The sequence below is a fragment of the Plantactinospora sp. KLBMP9567 genome, assembly GCF_033446045.1.
Classification (GTDB): Bacteria; Actinomycetota; Actinomycetes; order Mycobacteriales; family Micromonosporaceae; genus Plantactinospora.
Genome location: NZ_JAWQRR010000003.1, coordinates 1 through 14443 on the forward strand (window position 1 = coordinate 1; position 14443 = coordinate 14443).

General features: G+C 73.2%; 13 protein-coding genes. 11 read left to right on the plus strand and 2 right to left on the minus strand.

Features of this window, described 5'->3' with window-relative positions:
* Positions 1-406: 406 nt before the first annotated feature.
* Both R6Y94_RS00715 and R6Y94_RS00720 read left to right on the plus strand, forming a co-directional pair.
* Positions 407-1483: a radical SAM protein gene (locus R6Y94_RS00715; RefSeq protein WP_318393756.1), complete on the plus strand. Its 1077-nt coding sequence runs from the start codon at positions 407-409 to the stop codon at positions 1481-1483.
* A 37-nt stretch (positions 1484-1520) separates the two neighbouring features.
* Positions 1521-1688 carry a polysaccharide lyase beta-sandwich domain-containing protein gene (locus R6Y94_RS00720; RefSeq protein ID WP_318393963.1) on the plus strand — a complete coding sequence of 56 codons (168 nt, stop codon included), beginning with the start codon at positions 1521-1523 and terminating at the stop codon, positions 1686-1688.
* Here R6Y94_RS00720 and R6Y94_RS00725 read toward each other — a convergent pair.
* Together R6Y94_RS00725 and R6Y94_RS00730 are read right to left on the minus strand one after the other, a co-directional pair.
* Positions 1666-2148, minus strand: a complete 483-nt coding sequence (locus tag R6Y94_RS00725; RefSeq protein ID WP_318393757.1) for a class I SAM-dependent methyltransferase — start codon at positions 2146-2148, stop codon at positions 1666-1668. The two genes, R6Y94_RS00720 and R6Y94_RS00725, sit on opposite strands and share 23 nt — an antisense overlap.
* Positions 2149-2600: 452 nt before the next feature.
* Positions 2601-2801, minus strand: coding sequence for a hypothetical protein (locus tag R6Y94_RS00730; RefSeq protein WP_318393758.1), 201 nt, complete (start codon positions 2799-2801; stop codon positions 2601-2603).
* Positions 2802-3301: 500 nt separating this feature from the next.
* Here R6Y94_RS00730 and R6Y94_RS00735 point away from each other — a divergent pair, with 500 nt between their 5' ends.
* The 9 genes from R6Y94_RS00735 (at position 3302) to R6Y94_RS00775 (ending at position 14426) form a co-directional block, all read left to right on the plus strand.
* The gene (locus R6Y94_RS00735; protein WP_318393964.1) at positions 3302-3799 is read left to right on the plus strand and encodes a (2Fe-2S)-binding protein; all 498 of its coding nucleotides are present in this window, start codon (positions 3302-3304) and stop codon (positions 3797-3799) included.
* A 2-nt stretch (positions 3800-3801) separates the two neighbouring features.
* Complete coding sequence (locus R6Y94_RS00740; RefSeq protein WP_318393759.1) at positions 3802-4797, plus strand: xanthine dehydrogenase family protein subunit M; 996 nt, start codon at positions 3802-3804, stop codon at positions 4795-4797.
* A gap of 2 nt (positions 4798-4799) precedes the next feature.
* Entirely contained in the window at positions 4800-7001 is a 2202-nt protein-coding gene (locus R6Y94_RS00745) for a xanthine dehydrogenase family protein molybdopterin-binding subunit (protein WP_318393760.1), read from the plus strand.
* 170 nt (positions 7002-7171) lie between these two features.
* Positions 7172-8833 carry a carbamoyltransferase gene (locus R6Y94_RS00750; RefSeq protein ID WP_318393761.1) on the plus strand — a complete coding sequence of 554 codons (1662 nt, stop codon included), beginning with the start codon at positions 7172-7174 and terminating at the stop codon, positions 8831-8833.
* On the plus strand, positions 8830-9855 hold the full coding sequence (locus tag R6Y94_RS00755) for a glycosyltransferase family 2 protein (RefSeq protein ID WP_318393762.1): 1026 nt from the start codon (positions 8830-8832) through the stop codon (positions 9853-9855). Before R6Y94_RS00750 ends, R6Y94_RS00755 begins: the two co-directional genes overlap by 4 nt.
* Complete coding sequence (locus R6Y94_RS00760) at positions 9852-11549, plus strand: HAD-IIIA family hydrolase (RefSeq protein ID WP_318393763.1); 1698 nt, start codon at positions 9852-9854, stop codon at positions 11547-11549. The genes R6Y94_RS00755 and R6Y94_RS00760 overlap by 4 nt, the downstream gene beginning before the upstream one ends.
* Positions 11546-12517, plus strand: a complete 972-nt coding sequence (locus tag R6Y94_RS00765) for a glycosyltransferase (protein ID WP_318393764.1) — start codon at positions 11546-11548, stop codon at positions 12515-12517. Before R6Y94_RS00760 ends, R6Y94_RS00765 begins: the two co-directional genes overlap by 4 nt.
* Complete coding sequence (locus tag R6Y94_RS00770) at positions 12502-13719, plus strand: glycosyltransferase (RefSeq protein ID WP_318393765.1); 1218 nt, start codon at positions 12502-12504, stop codon at positions 13717-13719. Before R6Y94_RS00765 ends, R6Y94_RS00770 begins: the two co-directional genes overlap by 16 nt.
* Complete coding sequence (locus R6Y94_RS00775; protein WP_318393965.1) at positions 13716-14426, plus strand: SIS domain-containing protein; 711 nt, start codon at positions 13716-13718, stop codon at positions 14424-14426. The genes R6Y94_RS00770 and R6Y94_RS00775 overlap by 4 nt, the downstream gene beginning before the upstream one ends.
* Positions 14427-14443 lie beyond the last annotated feature (17 nt).

Consider the following 14443-nt stretch of genomic DNA (forward strand, 5'->3'; position numbering starts at 1 on the left):
GTGGGGGCCCCAGGGCAACACTGGTGGCGCGGGGGGGGGTTTGGGCACCGCGCGGGGGGGCCCCCCCGCCGGGGGGGCCCACCGCCATCAGGCACCTGGCCCCTTACGAGGCGTCGACCGGCGGGTAAGCGCGCATGATCCACCTCCTCTGCTGGCGACGGACAGTGCACCGTGGCGGCCGCCACGCCAGAACGCTAGGTGCCACGGCGCACCGGGGAATCGGTAGTCGGGTACGCAACCGCCGCGCCGGCGCCACCGAGGGGCGACCGGTACGCGTACGCCGTCGGGGGGCCGGACCTGCGTATCCGGTGGTGCCGCTTGCGTATCCGTCGCCGATGTCCCGGGCGGTTCGCCGCCCGTACAGTTCCGGCGACCGCACTGCCGATTCCTTCGGGAGACCCGTCTCATGAATGTCGACGCAGGTCCCAACGTCCTCATCTGGGACGTCACCTTCGCCTGTCCACTGCGCTGCTCGCACTGCTACACCGAGTCGGGCCGGCGGCGCCCGCAGAATCTCAGCCACGAGGAGATGCTGAAGGTGGCGGACGCGCTCATCACCTTCCGGCCGATCATGATCACGCTCTGCGGGGGTGAACCGCTCACCGTGCCGCGCATCGTGGAGGTGGTGGAACGGTTCGCCGCGGCGGGCGTACGGGTATTCCTGTACACCAGTGGTTGGTCACTGCCGGAGCGGACGGTCCGGGACCTGGCCGCGATGGTCGCCAAGATGGTGGTCAGCGTCGACGGCGCCACGGCGGAGGTGCACGACCGGATCCGTGGCCGCGCCGGCTCCTTCGACCGGGCCATGGCCGCGCTGGCACTGCTCGACGCGGAGAGCGCCCGGCGTGTCGCGGCAGGGGAGTCTCCGCTGCGGTACGGCATCGACAACGTGGTGGTCCGCAGCAACTACCACCAGCTCGACGAGATGTGCAGCTCCGTGGTGCCGAGGTTCCCGCACCTGAGCGAGGTGGCGTTCGGCGCGGTGGTGCCCACCGGCCTGGCCAGTCGGGTGTCGTACGGCGCGCACGAGATGCTGACCGACGAGCAGGTCGCGGCACTGGTCGACGAGGGGACGAGGCAGCGGCTCCAGCAGGCCGTGCCGGCGTCGGTCACCGTCACCACCACGGACAACTTCGGCGTGCAGATGCACCCCGACTACATTGCCAGCCACCCCGACTTCCGTCCGCTGGAGATCGAACCGGACGGCAGGGTGCGGGCGATGCCGATCTACGAGGGCACCGTCGGCAGCCTGCTGACCGAGGATCCGTTCGTGCTGTGGGAACGCGCCCGCAGCCGGTGGCACGACCCCTTCGTGCTGGAGTGCCTGCGCGCAATCCGTACCAGGACGGACTGGGCCGAGGCGGTGCGCCGGATCGACTACCGGTTCGGCTCGGACGAGGTCCGCGCCCGGATCGACCGCCGTCCGGTCTTCGATCCGGACCAGCCGCAGCGGCGGCTCGCGCTGCGACCGGTCCGCGGCTGAGTCCTCGCCTTCGGAAAGCGCCGGGGCCGGCACCGGGATCACCATGGCCAACTTCTGGTCGGTCGGTTCGGTCGGCGGGATCACGGTCAGCCGGGTCAGCGCGGTCGTCGTCCGCGAGTACGCGGACCCGCTGACGATCTGCGTGGCCGAGCCGTACCGGCGCCGACTCCCCGCCGCTCGCCTCAGGACGTCGGCGTGGCGGTGATGCAGGTGAGCACCCGGCCCTGTCCGCGGACTTCCATCGATCTGGTGGTGCTGAACCCCTGGGCGCGGAGCAACCGCTCGGTCGAGGTGACGTTCGCCACGGGGTGCACGGAGGTGGGCCGCTCGCCGAACACGTAGAGCCGCCCGCCGGGAGCCAGCAGGTTCCGCATCCGATGGATCTGCCGCGTCGCCGCACCCAGCCAGAACAGGTTGACGTTCACGGCGAAGATCTTGCTGAAGTACCGGGTCGGGAGGTCGGCCGACTCGAACTCGGCGAGCCGGATCTCGGCCGTGCCCGAACGGATGTGGCTCGCGTTACGTTCGGTCGCGAGCCGCGTCATCGTCGCCGCGCGGTCGATCGCGACGATCCGGCCGGTGACGAGCCGGCTGGCGACCAGGGAGACGGCCACCCCGCGCCCGCATCCGATCTCCAACAGGCGGTCGTGGGGGGCGACAGCCATCGTCTCCACCGCCCAACGCTGCCGGTAGGTGGCCGCGAGGGCCTGAGCCGACGCGTCTGGCAACGGGACGGGGTCGCCGGCGAGGAGACCCGGATCGCGGGTCGGGAAGGTACATCTCACAACGTCACTCGCTGGTCCGGGTTCTGGTCACACACCCGATTCCACCCCTCTGGATCGCCGGATGCACCGTGTCCTCGGTCACCGTGGGGCCGGGCCGAGCATCCGGGCAGGTCATCGCCGGGCGCGCCGAGCGAATGGCCCCAGGGTGCGTCGGGTAAGGCTACGGCCTGCGGCCGCCCCTGTCCGCCCTGCGGAGGTGGCCGCGCCTCGGCGGGAACGCCGAGCGTAGGAGTTCCCCCGGTTGGCGGACCGAAACTGGCCAACTGGCGGCGGCGGGTAACGGCCCCCACGGCGCCAGGTCGCCGACCACGGGCGATCCACTCGATTTCTGGTCAACGCGGTGTGCGGCGGCCGCGAGCGCCGCCTTCCCAACCTTCACCACGTTCTCGAGGTTCGCCAGGAACCCACCGGTCCGGTACGCGAAGCAACCGCACCAGGTTGTCGCTGCGGATCTGCCCGCAGTCGACCGCCGTGTCGTCCAGCGCGTCGTTCAGCCGTCTGAACGCGTTCAGCTCCACCGAAAAGGCCGCCATGGCTTCTCTCCCACCAGTGTCGACAGCACGCCGTTGCGCCGGGTCCGACAGCTCGCCTGCCAGCGGACGTCGCAACGTGGCGCTGCCCGCCGGGACGAGGCCGCGATGTGCTGAACCGGCGTGGGGTAGAACCATCCAGGAGGAGCTGCCCAGATTGCGCCCAGACCCCGCACAGTCGCCGCCAGGGAAAGCTCCCGAGCAGCGCGACTCGCGGTGGACCTCGGACGACCTTTCGGGGGAGAACCAGGGCGTTCCCGGAAATGTCGGCCGTCCCGCACTCTTCAGGCTCGTTCTTGACGAACTGCTCACGAGGGGCTGACCAGTGGTGATCTTCGCTCGGGACGGCGGCCCGCCGGAGTGCGGGGTCCCGGGCGGTGGAATCCGGGCTTTGTGAATCCGGCCTTATCTCCCCCAACTATCGCAGATACTCCATCCCGTACGGCATTTCCGGGCAGGGGAGCGGGGGAGACGTGAGTCGAGACGACGGAATCGGGAGCGCCATGGGCCCGCCCGCACCGAGCGGGGCCACCCAGATCCAGTTGACGCTGACCGTGAACGGTGCCGACCACGGACTGCGACTCGACAACCGGGTCACCCTGCTCGACGCGCTGCGTGACGACCTGGGCCTGGTGGGCACGAAGAAGGGCTGTGACCAGGGCGCCTGTGGGGCGTGCACCGTGCTGGTCGACGGCCGGCGGGTGCTCGCCTGCCTCACCCTCGCCGCGCAGTGCGAGGGCCGGCAGGTGACCACGATCGAGGGCCTGACCGGTGACGGGCACCGGCATCCCCTACAGGAGGCGTTCCTGCGCCACGACGGGTTCCAGTGCGGGTACTGCACTCCCGGTCAGATCATGTCGGCGGTCGCCCTGCTCCGCGAGGGGCGCGCGGGTTCCGACGAGGAGATCCGCGAGTTCATGAGCGGCAACATCTGCCGCTGCGGCGCGTACCCGAACATCCTCGCCGCCATCCGCGAGGTCGCTCGTGCGGGGGTGGCGTAACCGTGCGTGCCTTCGAGTATCTGCGCCCCGATGACGTGGCCACCGCGGTGGCGCTGGTCAGCGCCGACCCCGCGGCCCAGTTCCTCGCCGGCGGCACCACCCAGGTCGACCTGATGCTCAAGGACGGCATTCTCGATCCCGAGCGGCTGGTCGACATCACCCGGCTGCCGCTTGCCGGGATCACCGCCGACGACCGGACGTTGCGGGTCGGCGCGCTGACCACGATGGAGGAGATGGCCGCCGACCCGACGGTGGCCCGGCGTCTTCCGCTGGTCCGCACGGCGTTGCTCGCCGGGGCATCGCCGCAGTTGCGCAACATGGCGACGATCGGCGGCAACCTTCTGCAACGGACCCGCTGCCGCTACTTCCGGGATCCGACCGTGCCGGACTGCAACAAGCGGCGGCCGTCGTCGGGCTGTGCGGCCATCACGGGTGCGGCGGCCCGGATGCACGCGATCCTCGGGGCGGGGGAGAGCTGCATCGCGCTGCACGCCTCGGATCTCTGCGTACCGCTGGTGGCGCTGGACGCGGTGGTGCAGGTGCGCGGGGTCGACGGCGAGCGCGAGATCCCGCTGACCGAGTTCTACGTGCTGCCGGGCGACCGGCCGGACGTCGAGACGGTGCTGCGGCACGGCGACCTGGTCACCGGGGTCGTGGTGCCGCTGCTGCCACCGGCGGCCCGGTCGGGCTATCTCAAGGTGCGTGACCGAGCCTCGTACGAGTTCGCCCTCGTCTCGGTCGCCGCCGTGCTCGTGGTGGAGGACGGCAGGATCACCGAGGCCCGGGTCGGCCTCGGCGGGGTGGGAACGGTCCCCTGGCGGGCGTGGGCCGCCGAGCGGGTGCTGACCGGTGCTCCGGCTGTCGCCGAGACGTTCCGGTCGGCGGCGGCCGCCGAACTCCAGGAACCGTTCGTCGTGCCCGGCACGGCGTTCAAGCCGGAGCTGGCCCGGCGGACGATCGTGCGGGCGCTGGAGACCGTCGCGGGGTACCAGCCGTGACCATGACCGAGCCGACCACGGTCGTCGGGGCCGGTGTCGACCGGGTGGACGGGCCGCTCAAGGTGGCGGGCGCGGTGGCGTACCCGTCCGACGTCAGCTATCCGGGAATGGTCCACGCCGCACCGGTGCGCAGCACCATTGCCGCCGGCCGGATCAGCAGCATCGACACCACCGCCGCCGAAGCCATGCCCGGGGTACTGGCGGTGCTCACCCACCACAACGCGGCACGGCTCAACCGGGGACCGGAGAACAACCTCGGACCGACCCCGCCCCCGCCGCTGCAGGACGACCGGATCCGGCACAACGGGCAGTACGTGGCGGTGGTGGTCGCCGAGCGGCCGTACCAGGCAGCGGCGGCGGCCCGTGCCGTCACCGTCGGCTACGAGCGCGCCGACCCGGTGCTGGAGATCGACGACCCGCGCGGTGAACTGCGTACGAACCCGTTCGACACCGACGCCGAACGGGGCGACGTCGCCACCGCGCTCGGCTCCGCCGACGTCGTGCACGAGGCGACCTACAGCACGGCGGAGAACACCAACAACCCGTTGGGGCTCTTCGCGACCGTGGCGGCCTGGGACGGCGACCAGGTCACGGTCCATGACGCGACCCAGTGGACCTCGAACGTGCGGACCACCGTGGCAGAGGTGTTCGGGCTGCCGGAGCCGGCGGTCCGGGTGTACGCGAAGTACGTCGGCGGCGGCTTCGGATCCGGTCTGCGGGTGTGGCAACACGTGATCCTGGCGGTGCTTGCCGCCCGTACCGTCGGCCGGCCGGTGAAGCTGGTGCTCTCCCGTCCGGAGATGTTCACCGGGGTCGGGCACCGGCCCGACACGGTGCAGACGATCAGGATCGGCGCCCGCCGGACCGGCGAGCTGGTCGCGATCGACCACGAGTCCGTGCAGACCGTGGCGATGGAGGACGAGAACCCGGAGCCGGTGGCGGCGGTCAGCGGCAACTCGTACGCCTGCCCGAACGTGGCGCACCGCGACCGGCAGCGGCGGCTGAACATCCCCTGTCCCGGTTCGATGCGGGCACCTGGCGAGGCCCAGGGCAACTTCGCGCTGGAGTCGGCGCTCGACGAACTCTCCTACCGGCTGAACCTCGACCCGCTGACGCTGCGGATGCGCAACTACGCCGAAACGCAGCCGCAGTACGGCCTGCCGTGGTCGAGCAAGGCGCTGCGCGAGTGCTACGAGGTGGGGGCGGAACGGTTCGGCTGGTCCCGCCGTGAGCCCGGGGTCGGCGCGATGCGGGACGGCCGGTGGCTGGTCGGCTACGGCATGGCCGGGGTGAGCTACCTGTGGTGGCAGGTGCGCTGCGAGGCCCGGGCCAGCATCGGCCGGGACGGCACCGCCTACGTCAGCAGCGCCGCCACCGACATCGGCACCGGCACCTATACCGTGATGTGGCAGCTCTCGGCGGAGCTGCTCGGGCTGGAGTTGGAGCAGGTCCGGTTCGACCTGGGCGATTCGGAGATGCCCTGGGCGCCGCAGGCGGGCGGGTCGGGGCTGACCGGCGCACTCGGCAACGCCGTGTACGCCAGCTGCCGTGAGCTGGTCCGGCGGTTCCTCGACACCGTCGTGGACGATCCCGGGTCGCCGCTGCGCGGCTGCACGATCGACGACGTCGCGGTCAGCGGCGGGCGCATCCACCACCGCGCCAATCCCGGGCAGGGCGAAAGCTACTCCGCGATCCTGGCCCGGCACGGGCTCGACGAGCTGACCGCCCAGGCGGCGAGTGCCCCGCCCGAGGCGCAGCAGGTGGGGATGGCGCCGGCCGGCGCCTTCGCGGCGAAGTTCGTCGAGGTGCACGTCGACCCGGATCTGGGACTGTTGCGGATCCCCCGGGTGGTCTCGGTGATCGACGGGGGCCGGATCCTCAACGAGAAGTTGGCCCGCAGCCAGATCATCGGCGGGGTCGTCGGCGGGATCGGCCAGGCGTTGTTCGAGGAGACCCGCACCGACGCCCGGACCGGCCGGATCGCCAACGCCAACCTCGGCGACTACCTCGTCCCGGTGCACGCGGACATCGGCGAGGTGGACGTGGTCTTCGTCGGCGCACCGGACCGGCTGACCCCGGTCGGCACCAAAGGGGTCGGCGAGGTCGGGCTGCCCGGTGTAGCAGCCGCGATCGCGAACGCGGTCTACCACGCTACCGGCAAACGTATCCGTTCCCTGCCGATAACCATCGACCAGCTTCTCTGAGCCGGACGTCGGTCGGGCGGGGATGGCGGCGGGGGCGAACTGGGCGGTCGGTGGCGACCGGCGTCACGGAGATCGATCGGCAGTCGATCGGACTTAATGGACGATAGGCATCTTTAGGAAGTCGCTGATCTTCGGTGTGGCGTGGACCCGCCCGGGGTAGAAGCGCCGTCATGCGCGTACTCGGGATCAACGCGATCTTCCATGACCCGGCGGCCGCACTGGTCGTGGACGGTACGGTGCTGGCTGCCGCCGAGGAGGAGCGGTTCAGCCGGCGCAAGCACGGAAAGCGACCGGTGCCCTTCTCCGCGTGGGAGCTTCCCGAACTCTCCGCCGCCTGGTGCCTGCGTCAGGGCGGCCTCGACCCGGCCAGCCTCGACGCGGTGGCGTACTCGTTCGACCCCGGGCTGTGCCGGGACGCGGCCGAACTCGGTCTGGCGGACCCGTGGGACTGGCTGCGGGTCGAGTACGCCAAACGGGCGCCGCAGTTCCTCGCCGAGGTGCTGCCCGGCCTCGACCCGGAGATCGTGCGGTTCGTGCCGCACCACGTCGCGCACGCGGCCTCGGCCGGCCTGGCCGCGCCCCCGGACCCGGCCGGCGCGACCAGTGCGGCGGTACTCGTGCTCGACGGGCGGGGCGAGACCGCCAGCCACCTGGGCGGGGTCTACCGCGAGGGCCGGCTGCGGCAGCTCGCCGCCCAGCAGTTGCCGCACTCGCTGGGCCTGCTCTACGAGGACCTCACCCGGTACCTCGGCTTCCTGCACTCCAGCGACGAATACAAGGTGATGGCCCTCGCCTCGTACGGCGAACCCCGCCACCTCGGGCTGTTGCGTGAACTGGTCCGCACCACCGACGACGGCGGCTTCACCGTCGAGCGGATCGACTGGGCCTCGCTCGCCAAGGCCCGTACCCCCGACGGGGAGATGACCGGTGAGCACGCCGACCTCGCCGCCAGCGTGCAGGCCCGGCTGGAGGAGGTGACCCTCGACCTGGCCCGCTGGCTGCACGAGGCGGCCGACGGTCCGGCCACCCTGACCATGGCCGGCGGGGTCGCACTGAACTGCGTGGCCAACGCCCGCATCGCCGCCGAGGGGCCCTACCAGCGGGTGTGGGTGCAGCCGGCCGCCGGCGACGCGGGCACCGCGCTCGGCGCTGCGCTGCACCTGGACAGCGTGCTCGGCGACACCACCACCCCGATGCCCGGCGTCGATCTCGGCCGCGGCTGGACCGACGAGGAACTGGAGGCCGAGCTGCGCCGCGCGGCGCTGCCGTACCGGCGACCGGACTCGATCGCCGCCGAGGCGGCCCGGGTGCTGGCCGGCAACGGCATCGTCGCCTGGTTCCAGGGGCGCAGCGAGTACGGGCCGCGGGCCCTCGGCCACCGGTCGCTGCTGGCCCACCCCGGTGACCCGGACACCACCCGCCGGATGAACGACGTCAAGGGCCGTGAGCAGTTCCGCCCGATCGCGCCGATGGTCCGCGCCGAACGGGCCGCCGAGATCTTCGAGGGCGTGCTGCCCAGCCCGTACATGCTCTTCGTGCACCGGGTCGCACCGGGGTGGCGGGAGCGGATCCCGGCGGTGGTACACGTGGACGGCACCGCCCGGGTACAGACCGTCGACCCGGAGACCGAACCGCTGGTGGCGCAGATGCTGGCCGAGTTCGAGCAGCTCACCGGCCTGCCCGTGGTGGTCAACACCTCGCTGAACACCGCCGGCCGGCCGATGGTCGACACCCCGCGCGAGGCGATGGAACTGTTCGGCTCCGCACCGGTCGACCTGCTCGCCATCGGCCCCTACGCCGTGCACCGCGGCGACCTCGGAGCACGGCGGTGATCAGCGTCGTCGTGCCGACCCTCGGCCGGGACAGCCTGGCGGATCTGCTCGGTACCCTCGCCGGACAGGTGCACGACCGGCCGGAACTCGAGATTCTCCTGGTCGACGACCGGCCGGCCGGCGGCGCCGAGCCGGCTGTGCCGGGGGCCCTTGCGCCGTACACCAAGGTGCTGCGCGGACGCGGCGCCGGCCCGGCGGCGGCCCGCAACCTCGGCTGGCAGGCGGCCCGGCATCCCTGGGTGGCGTTCCTCGACGACGACGTGCTGCCGGCACCGGACTGGCTGGACCGGCTCCGGGCCGACCTCGCCGTGCCGGACCGGGTCGGCGGGGTGCAGGGCGTCGTGCGGGTGCCACTGCCGACCGATCGCCCGCCGACCGACTGGGAACGGGTGACCGCGGGCCTCGCCGACGGCGAATGGATCACGGCGGACATGGCCTACCGGCGAGCCGCGCTGGCCGCCGTCGGGGGCTTCGACGAGCGGTTCCCCCGGGCCTACCGGGAGGACGCGGAGCTGGCCCACCGGGTACGGCTGGCCGGTTGGCGGCTGCTCCGGGGCACCCGGACCGTCGTCCACCCGGTGCGGCCGGAGAACCGCTGGATCAGCCTGCGTGCCCAGCGGGGCAACGCGGACGACGCCCTGCTGCGCCGGCTCTACGGTCCGACCTGGCGTGCCGACCTGGGCGTGCCGCCGGGACGATGCCACCAGCACGCGGCGCTCACCGGCGCTGCGACACTGACCGCCGTCGCCCTGGCCGGCGCGGCGGCCGCCCGCCGGTCCCGGGCCGGCCGCCCGTTCGCCGCCACCGCCGCCCTGGCCGGGGCGGCCTGGCTGGCCGGTACCGCCCGGTTCGGGTATGCGCGGATCGCGCCGGGGCCGGGTACCCGCTCGGAGGTCACCACGATGTTGGTGACCAGCGCCGTCATTCCGCCGCTCGCCGTCGCCCACTGGGTGCGGGGCTGGTGGCGCAACCGGAACGAGACGCCGCGCCCGGTCCGGCGGTATCCGGGGGACCTGCGGTGACCGGGCGGGAAGGCCGGACACGTCCGCTGTTCGACGCCGTCCTGCTCGACCGGGACGGAACCCTGATCGAGGACGTGCCCTACAACGGGGACCCGGAGAAGGTACGTCCGATGCCCGGCGCCCGGGAGGCGCTGGCCCGGTTGCGCGCCGCCGGGCTGCGACTCGGCGTGGTCACCAACCAGTCCGGGCTGGCCCGTGGCCTGTTCACCGCCGCCGAGATGGCGGCGGTCAACGCCCGGGTCGAGGAACTGCTGGGCCCGTTCGACACCTGGCAGATCTGCCCGCACGGCGACGGCGACGGCTGCCGGTGCCGCAAACCCGCTCCCGGGCTCGTCGCGGCCGCCGCCCGGGCGCTCGGCACCGATCCGCGCCGCTGCGCGGTGATCGGCGACATCGGCCGGGACATGACCGCCGCCGCCGCGGCCGGTGCCGCCGGCATCCTGGTACCCACGCCGGTGACCCGCCCCGAGGAGGTCGCAGCCGCCCCGGCGGTCGCCGCCGATCTCGCCGGCGCGGTCGACCAACTGCTCCGCCGTCAGGCACTGCTGCGCGTCGCGCCGGCCACCGGGCGGCTGTCGACGGCCGCGCGGCGGGCCGGTGGGCAGCGGGGCACGGTGCTGGTGGCACGCAGTGACTCGGCCGGGGATGTCCTGGTCACCGGGCCGGCGATCCGGGCGGTCGCCGCCGGGGCGGACCGGGTCGTCATGCTCTGCGGGCCCCGTGGCCGGGCCGCCGCGCGGCTGCTGCCCGGCGTCGACGAGCTGATCGAGTGGCCACTGCCCTGGATCGACCCGGCACCCGCCCCGGTACAGCCGGAAGCGATGCGCGAGCTGACCGCCCGGCTCGCCGCCGTCGGCGCGGACCAGGCGCTGATCTTCACCTCGTTCCACCAGTCCGCCCTGCCACTGGCCCTGCTGCTGCGGATGGCCGGGATACCCCTGGTCGGCGCGATCAGTGACGACTATCCGGGCAGCCTGCTGGACCTGCGCCACCGCGTGCCGGCCGGAATGCCGGAGCCGGAGCGGGCGCTGTCGCTGGCCGCCGCCGCCGGTTTCGAGCTGCCGGCCGGCGACGAGCCCACACTGCGGCTGCGTGCTGACGCGCTGCCCGCGCGACCGCCCGTGGACGTCCGCACCGGCTACCTGGTCGTGCACCCCGGCGCGTCGGTGCCGGCCCGGGCCTGCCCGCCGGGGCGGTGCGCCGACATCGTCGCCGCGCTCACCCGCGCCGGTCACCGGGTGCTGGTCACCGGCGGTCCGGGCGAGCGGGACCTGACCGCACAGGTGGCGGCGGCCGGCGGCGGCATCGACCTCGGCGGCCGTACCTCGCTGGGCGAACTGGCGGCGGTCCTGGCCCGGGCCGCCTGCGTCGTGGTCGGCAACACCGGCCCGGCACACCTGGCCGCGGCGGTCGGCACACCGGTGGTCAGCCTGTTCGCTCCCACCGTCCCCTTCGGGCAGTGGGCACCCTACCGGGTACCGGTGGTACGCCTCGGCGATGCCGGCGCCGGCTGCCGGGACAGCCGCGCCGGCGTCTGCCCGCTGCCCGGTCACCCCTGTCTGGCCGGCGTCGACCCGGCCGAGGTGGTGGCCGCCGTCGACCTGCTGGTAACCCGGCCACTGCCGCCACCACCGCCGGCCGGGTCCGGACACCCGGCCGGGTTCCACGACACGACACCGGGAGGAGCACGGTGAACATCCTGCTGTGGCACGTGCACGGCTCGTGGACCACCGCGTTCGTCCAGGGCAAGCACCGCTACCTGGTCCCGGTCACGCCGGACCGGGGGCCGTACGGCCTCGGCCGGGCCCGGACGTACGACTGGCCGGAGACGGTGCACGAGGTCGCTCCGGAGCGGCTCGCCGCCGAGCCGGTCGACCTGGTGATCCTGCAACGGCCGGAGGAACTGGAGCTGGCCGAGAAGTGGCTGGGCCGGCGCCCCGGCCGGGACCTGCCGGCGGTCTACGTCGAACACAACACCCCGAAGGGCGACGTACCGAACACCCGGCACCCGATGGCCGACCGCGACGACCTGCTCGTCGCGCACGTCACCCACTTCAACGCCCTGTTCTGGGACACCGGTGCCACCCGCAGCACCGTCGTCGAGCACGGCATCGTTCCGCCCACGGTCCGCTACGACGGCAGCCTCGACCGGCTGGCGGTGGTGACCAACGAACCGGTCCGTCGCTGGCGGGTCACCGGCACCGACCTCTTCCCCCACTTCGCCGCGGTCGCCCCGCTGGACGTCTTCGGCATGGGCGTCGACGCGCTGCCCGAGGCGGTCGGGCTGCCCGGCGACCGCCTCGGCACCTACGACCTGCCGCAGGCGCGATTGCACGAACAGCTCGCCCGACGGCGGGCCTACCTGCACCTGTGCCGCTGGACATCGCTCGGGCTCAGCCTCCTGGAGGCGATGACGATCGGCATGCCGGTCGTCGTGCTGGCCACCACGGAGGCGGTCGCCGCCGTACCGCCCGACGCGGGCGTCCTCTCCAGCAACCTCGACACCCTGCGGGACGCCGCCGCGTGGTTGATCGCCGATCCGACCGCCGCGCGGGCGATGGGTGAACGGGCCCGACAGGTCGCCACCACCCGCTACGGCCTCGACCGGTTCGTCGCGGACTGGGACCGACTGCTTCAGGAGGAGCAATGCGTATCGCGATGATCTCCGAACACGCCAGTCCGCTCGCCGAACTCGGCGGCCCGGACGCCGGCGGACAGAACACCCATGTGGCCGAACTCGCTGCGGCCCTGGCCGACCAGGGACATGACGTGCGCGTCTACACCCGACGCGACCAGCCGCAGCAGAGCCCGGTGGTGCCGATGCGGGACGGGGTCAGCGTGCTGCACGTGCCGGCCGGTCCACCCGAGCCGGTGCCAAAGGACGAGCTGCTGCCGTACATGACCGACTTCGGTCGGTGGCTCACCCGGCACTGGCAGGACGGGCTGTGGCGCCCGGACGTGGCCCACGCGCACTTCTGGATGAGCGGCCTCGCCACGCTCGCCGCCGCCCGGCAGACCGGGGTGCCGGTGGTGCAGACCTACCACGCCCTCGGCACCGTCAAGCGCCGCCACCAGGGCCCGGCCGACACCAGCCCGCCGCAGCGGATCAGGTACGAACGGATGCTCGGCCGGGCAGTCGACCAGGTCGTCGCGCAGTGCCGCGACGAGGTGGCCGAACTGATCCGGATGGGCGTGCCGCAGTCCGCCATCACGGTCGTCCCCTCCGGGGTCAACCTGCGCATCTTCACCCGGGACGGTCCCGCCGCCGGCCGCGACCCGGGCCGGCCCCGGCTGCTGGGCGTCGGCCGGCTGGTCGAACGCAAGGGCTTCCAGGACGTCGTCCGGGCCCTGCGGATGGTGCCCGAGGCCGAGTACGTGCTGATCGGCGGCCCTCCGGCGGCGCGGCTCGGCGGGGACGGGTTCGCCAACCGGCTGCGTGCGCTGGCCGAGTCCGAGGGAGTCGCCGACCGGGTACACCTCGTCGGGTCGGTGCCCCGGGACGAGATGCCGCGGTGGTACCGGTCGGCCGACCTCCTCGTCGCCACACCCTGGTACGAACCGTTCGGGTTGACTCCGCTGGAGGCGATGGCCTGCGGGGTACCGGTGCTCGGCGCGGCCGTCGGTGGCCTCGTCGACACGGTCGTGCCCGGCCTCACCGGCGACCTCGTACCGCCCCGTGACCCGCAGACGCTGGGTGCGGTTCTGCGCCATCTCCTCGCCGACCCGCAGCGGCGGCACCGCTACGGTCTCGCCGCCGTCGACCGGATCCGTACCGGCTACTCGTGGACCCGGACGGCGGCCCGGCTCGGCGCCGCCTACGCCGCCGTGTGCGGCACGCCCCAGACCAGCGGGGCGGTGGCCTGATGTCCGAGCAACTGCTTCTCGACGCGCACCTGACCCAGCTGTACCGAGCCCTGCCGGGCTACCGCGACTCCGCCCGGCGCCTCGGCCGGTGGGGCGCCCACCTCGCCCGGATCCTGTCCGACGGCGGTCGTCTGCTCGCCGCGGGCAACGGCGGCAGCGCCGCCGAGGCCCAGCACCTCACCGCCGAGCTGGTCGGCAAGCTCCGCGACGACCGCACCCCGCTCTCCGCGATCGCGCTGACCGCCGAGACCTCCTCGCTGACCGCGATCGGCAACGACTACGGCTTCGCCGAGGTGTTCGCCCGGCAGGTACGGGCACACGGTCGACCCGGCGACGTGCTGCTGCTGATGTCGACCAGCGGTCGCAGCGAGAACCTGGTCGCGGCGGCCGACGCCGGCCGGTACGCCGGGCTGACCTGCTGGGCGTTCACCGGACCGGTGCCGAACCCGCTGGCCGACGCCTGCACCGAGGTCCTGGCGGTGCCGTCTCCGGAACCGCAGGTGGTACAGGAGCTGCACCTGGTCTCCACCCACCTGCTCTGCTCGTACGTCGACCAGGCCCTGTCGCGGCTGCGGCCCGCAGGCCCGGGCCGACCACCCGGTGCCCGGGACGGTTCGGTGTCGCCGCCCAGACCGCACAACGGGCGCGGACCGTCGACACCGCGACGGCTGCTCAGCGTGCTCTCCGGCGAGGAGGCGTGCTCGTGAGTGAGCGGGGCGAGCGG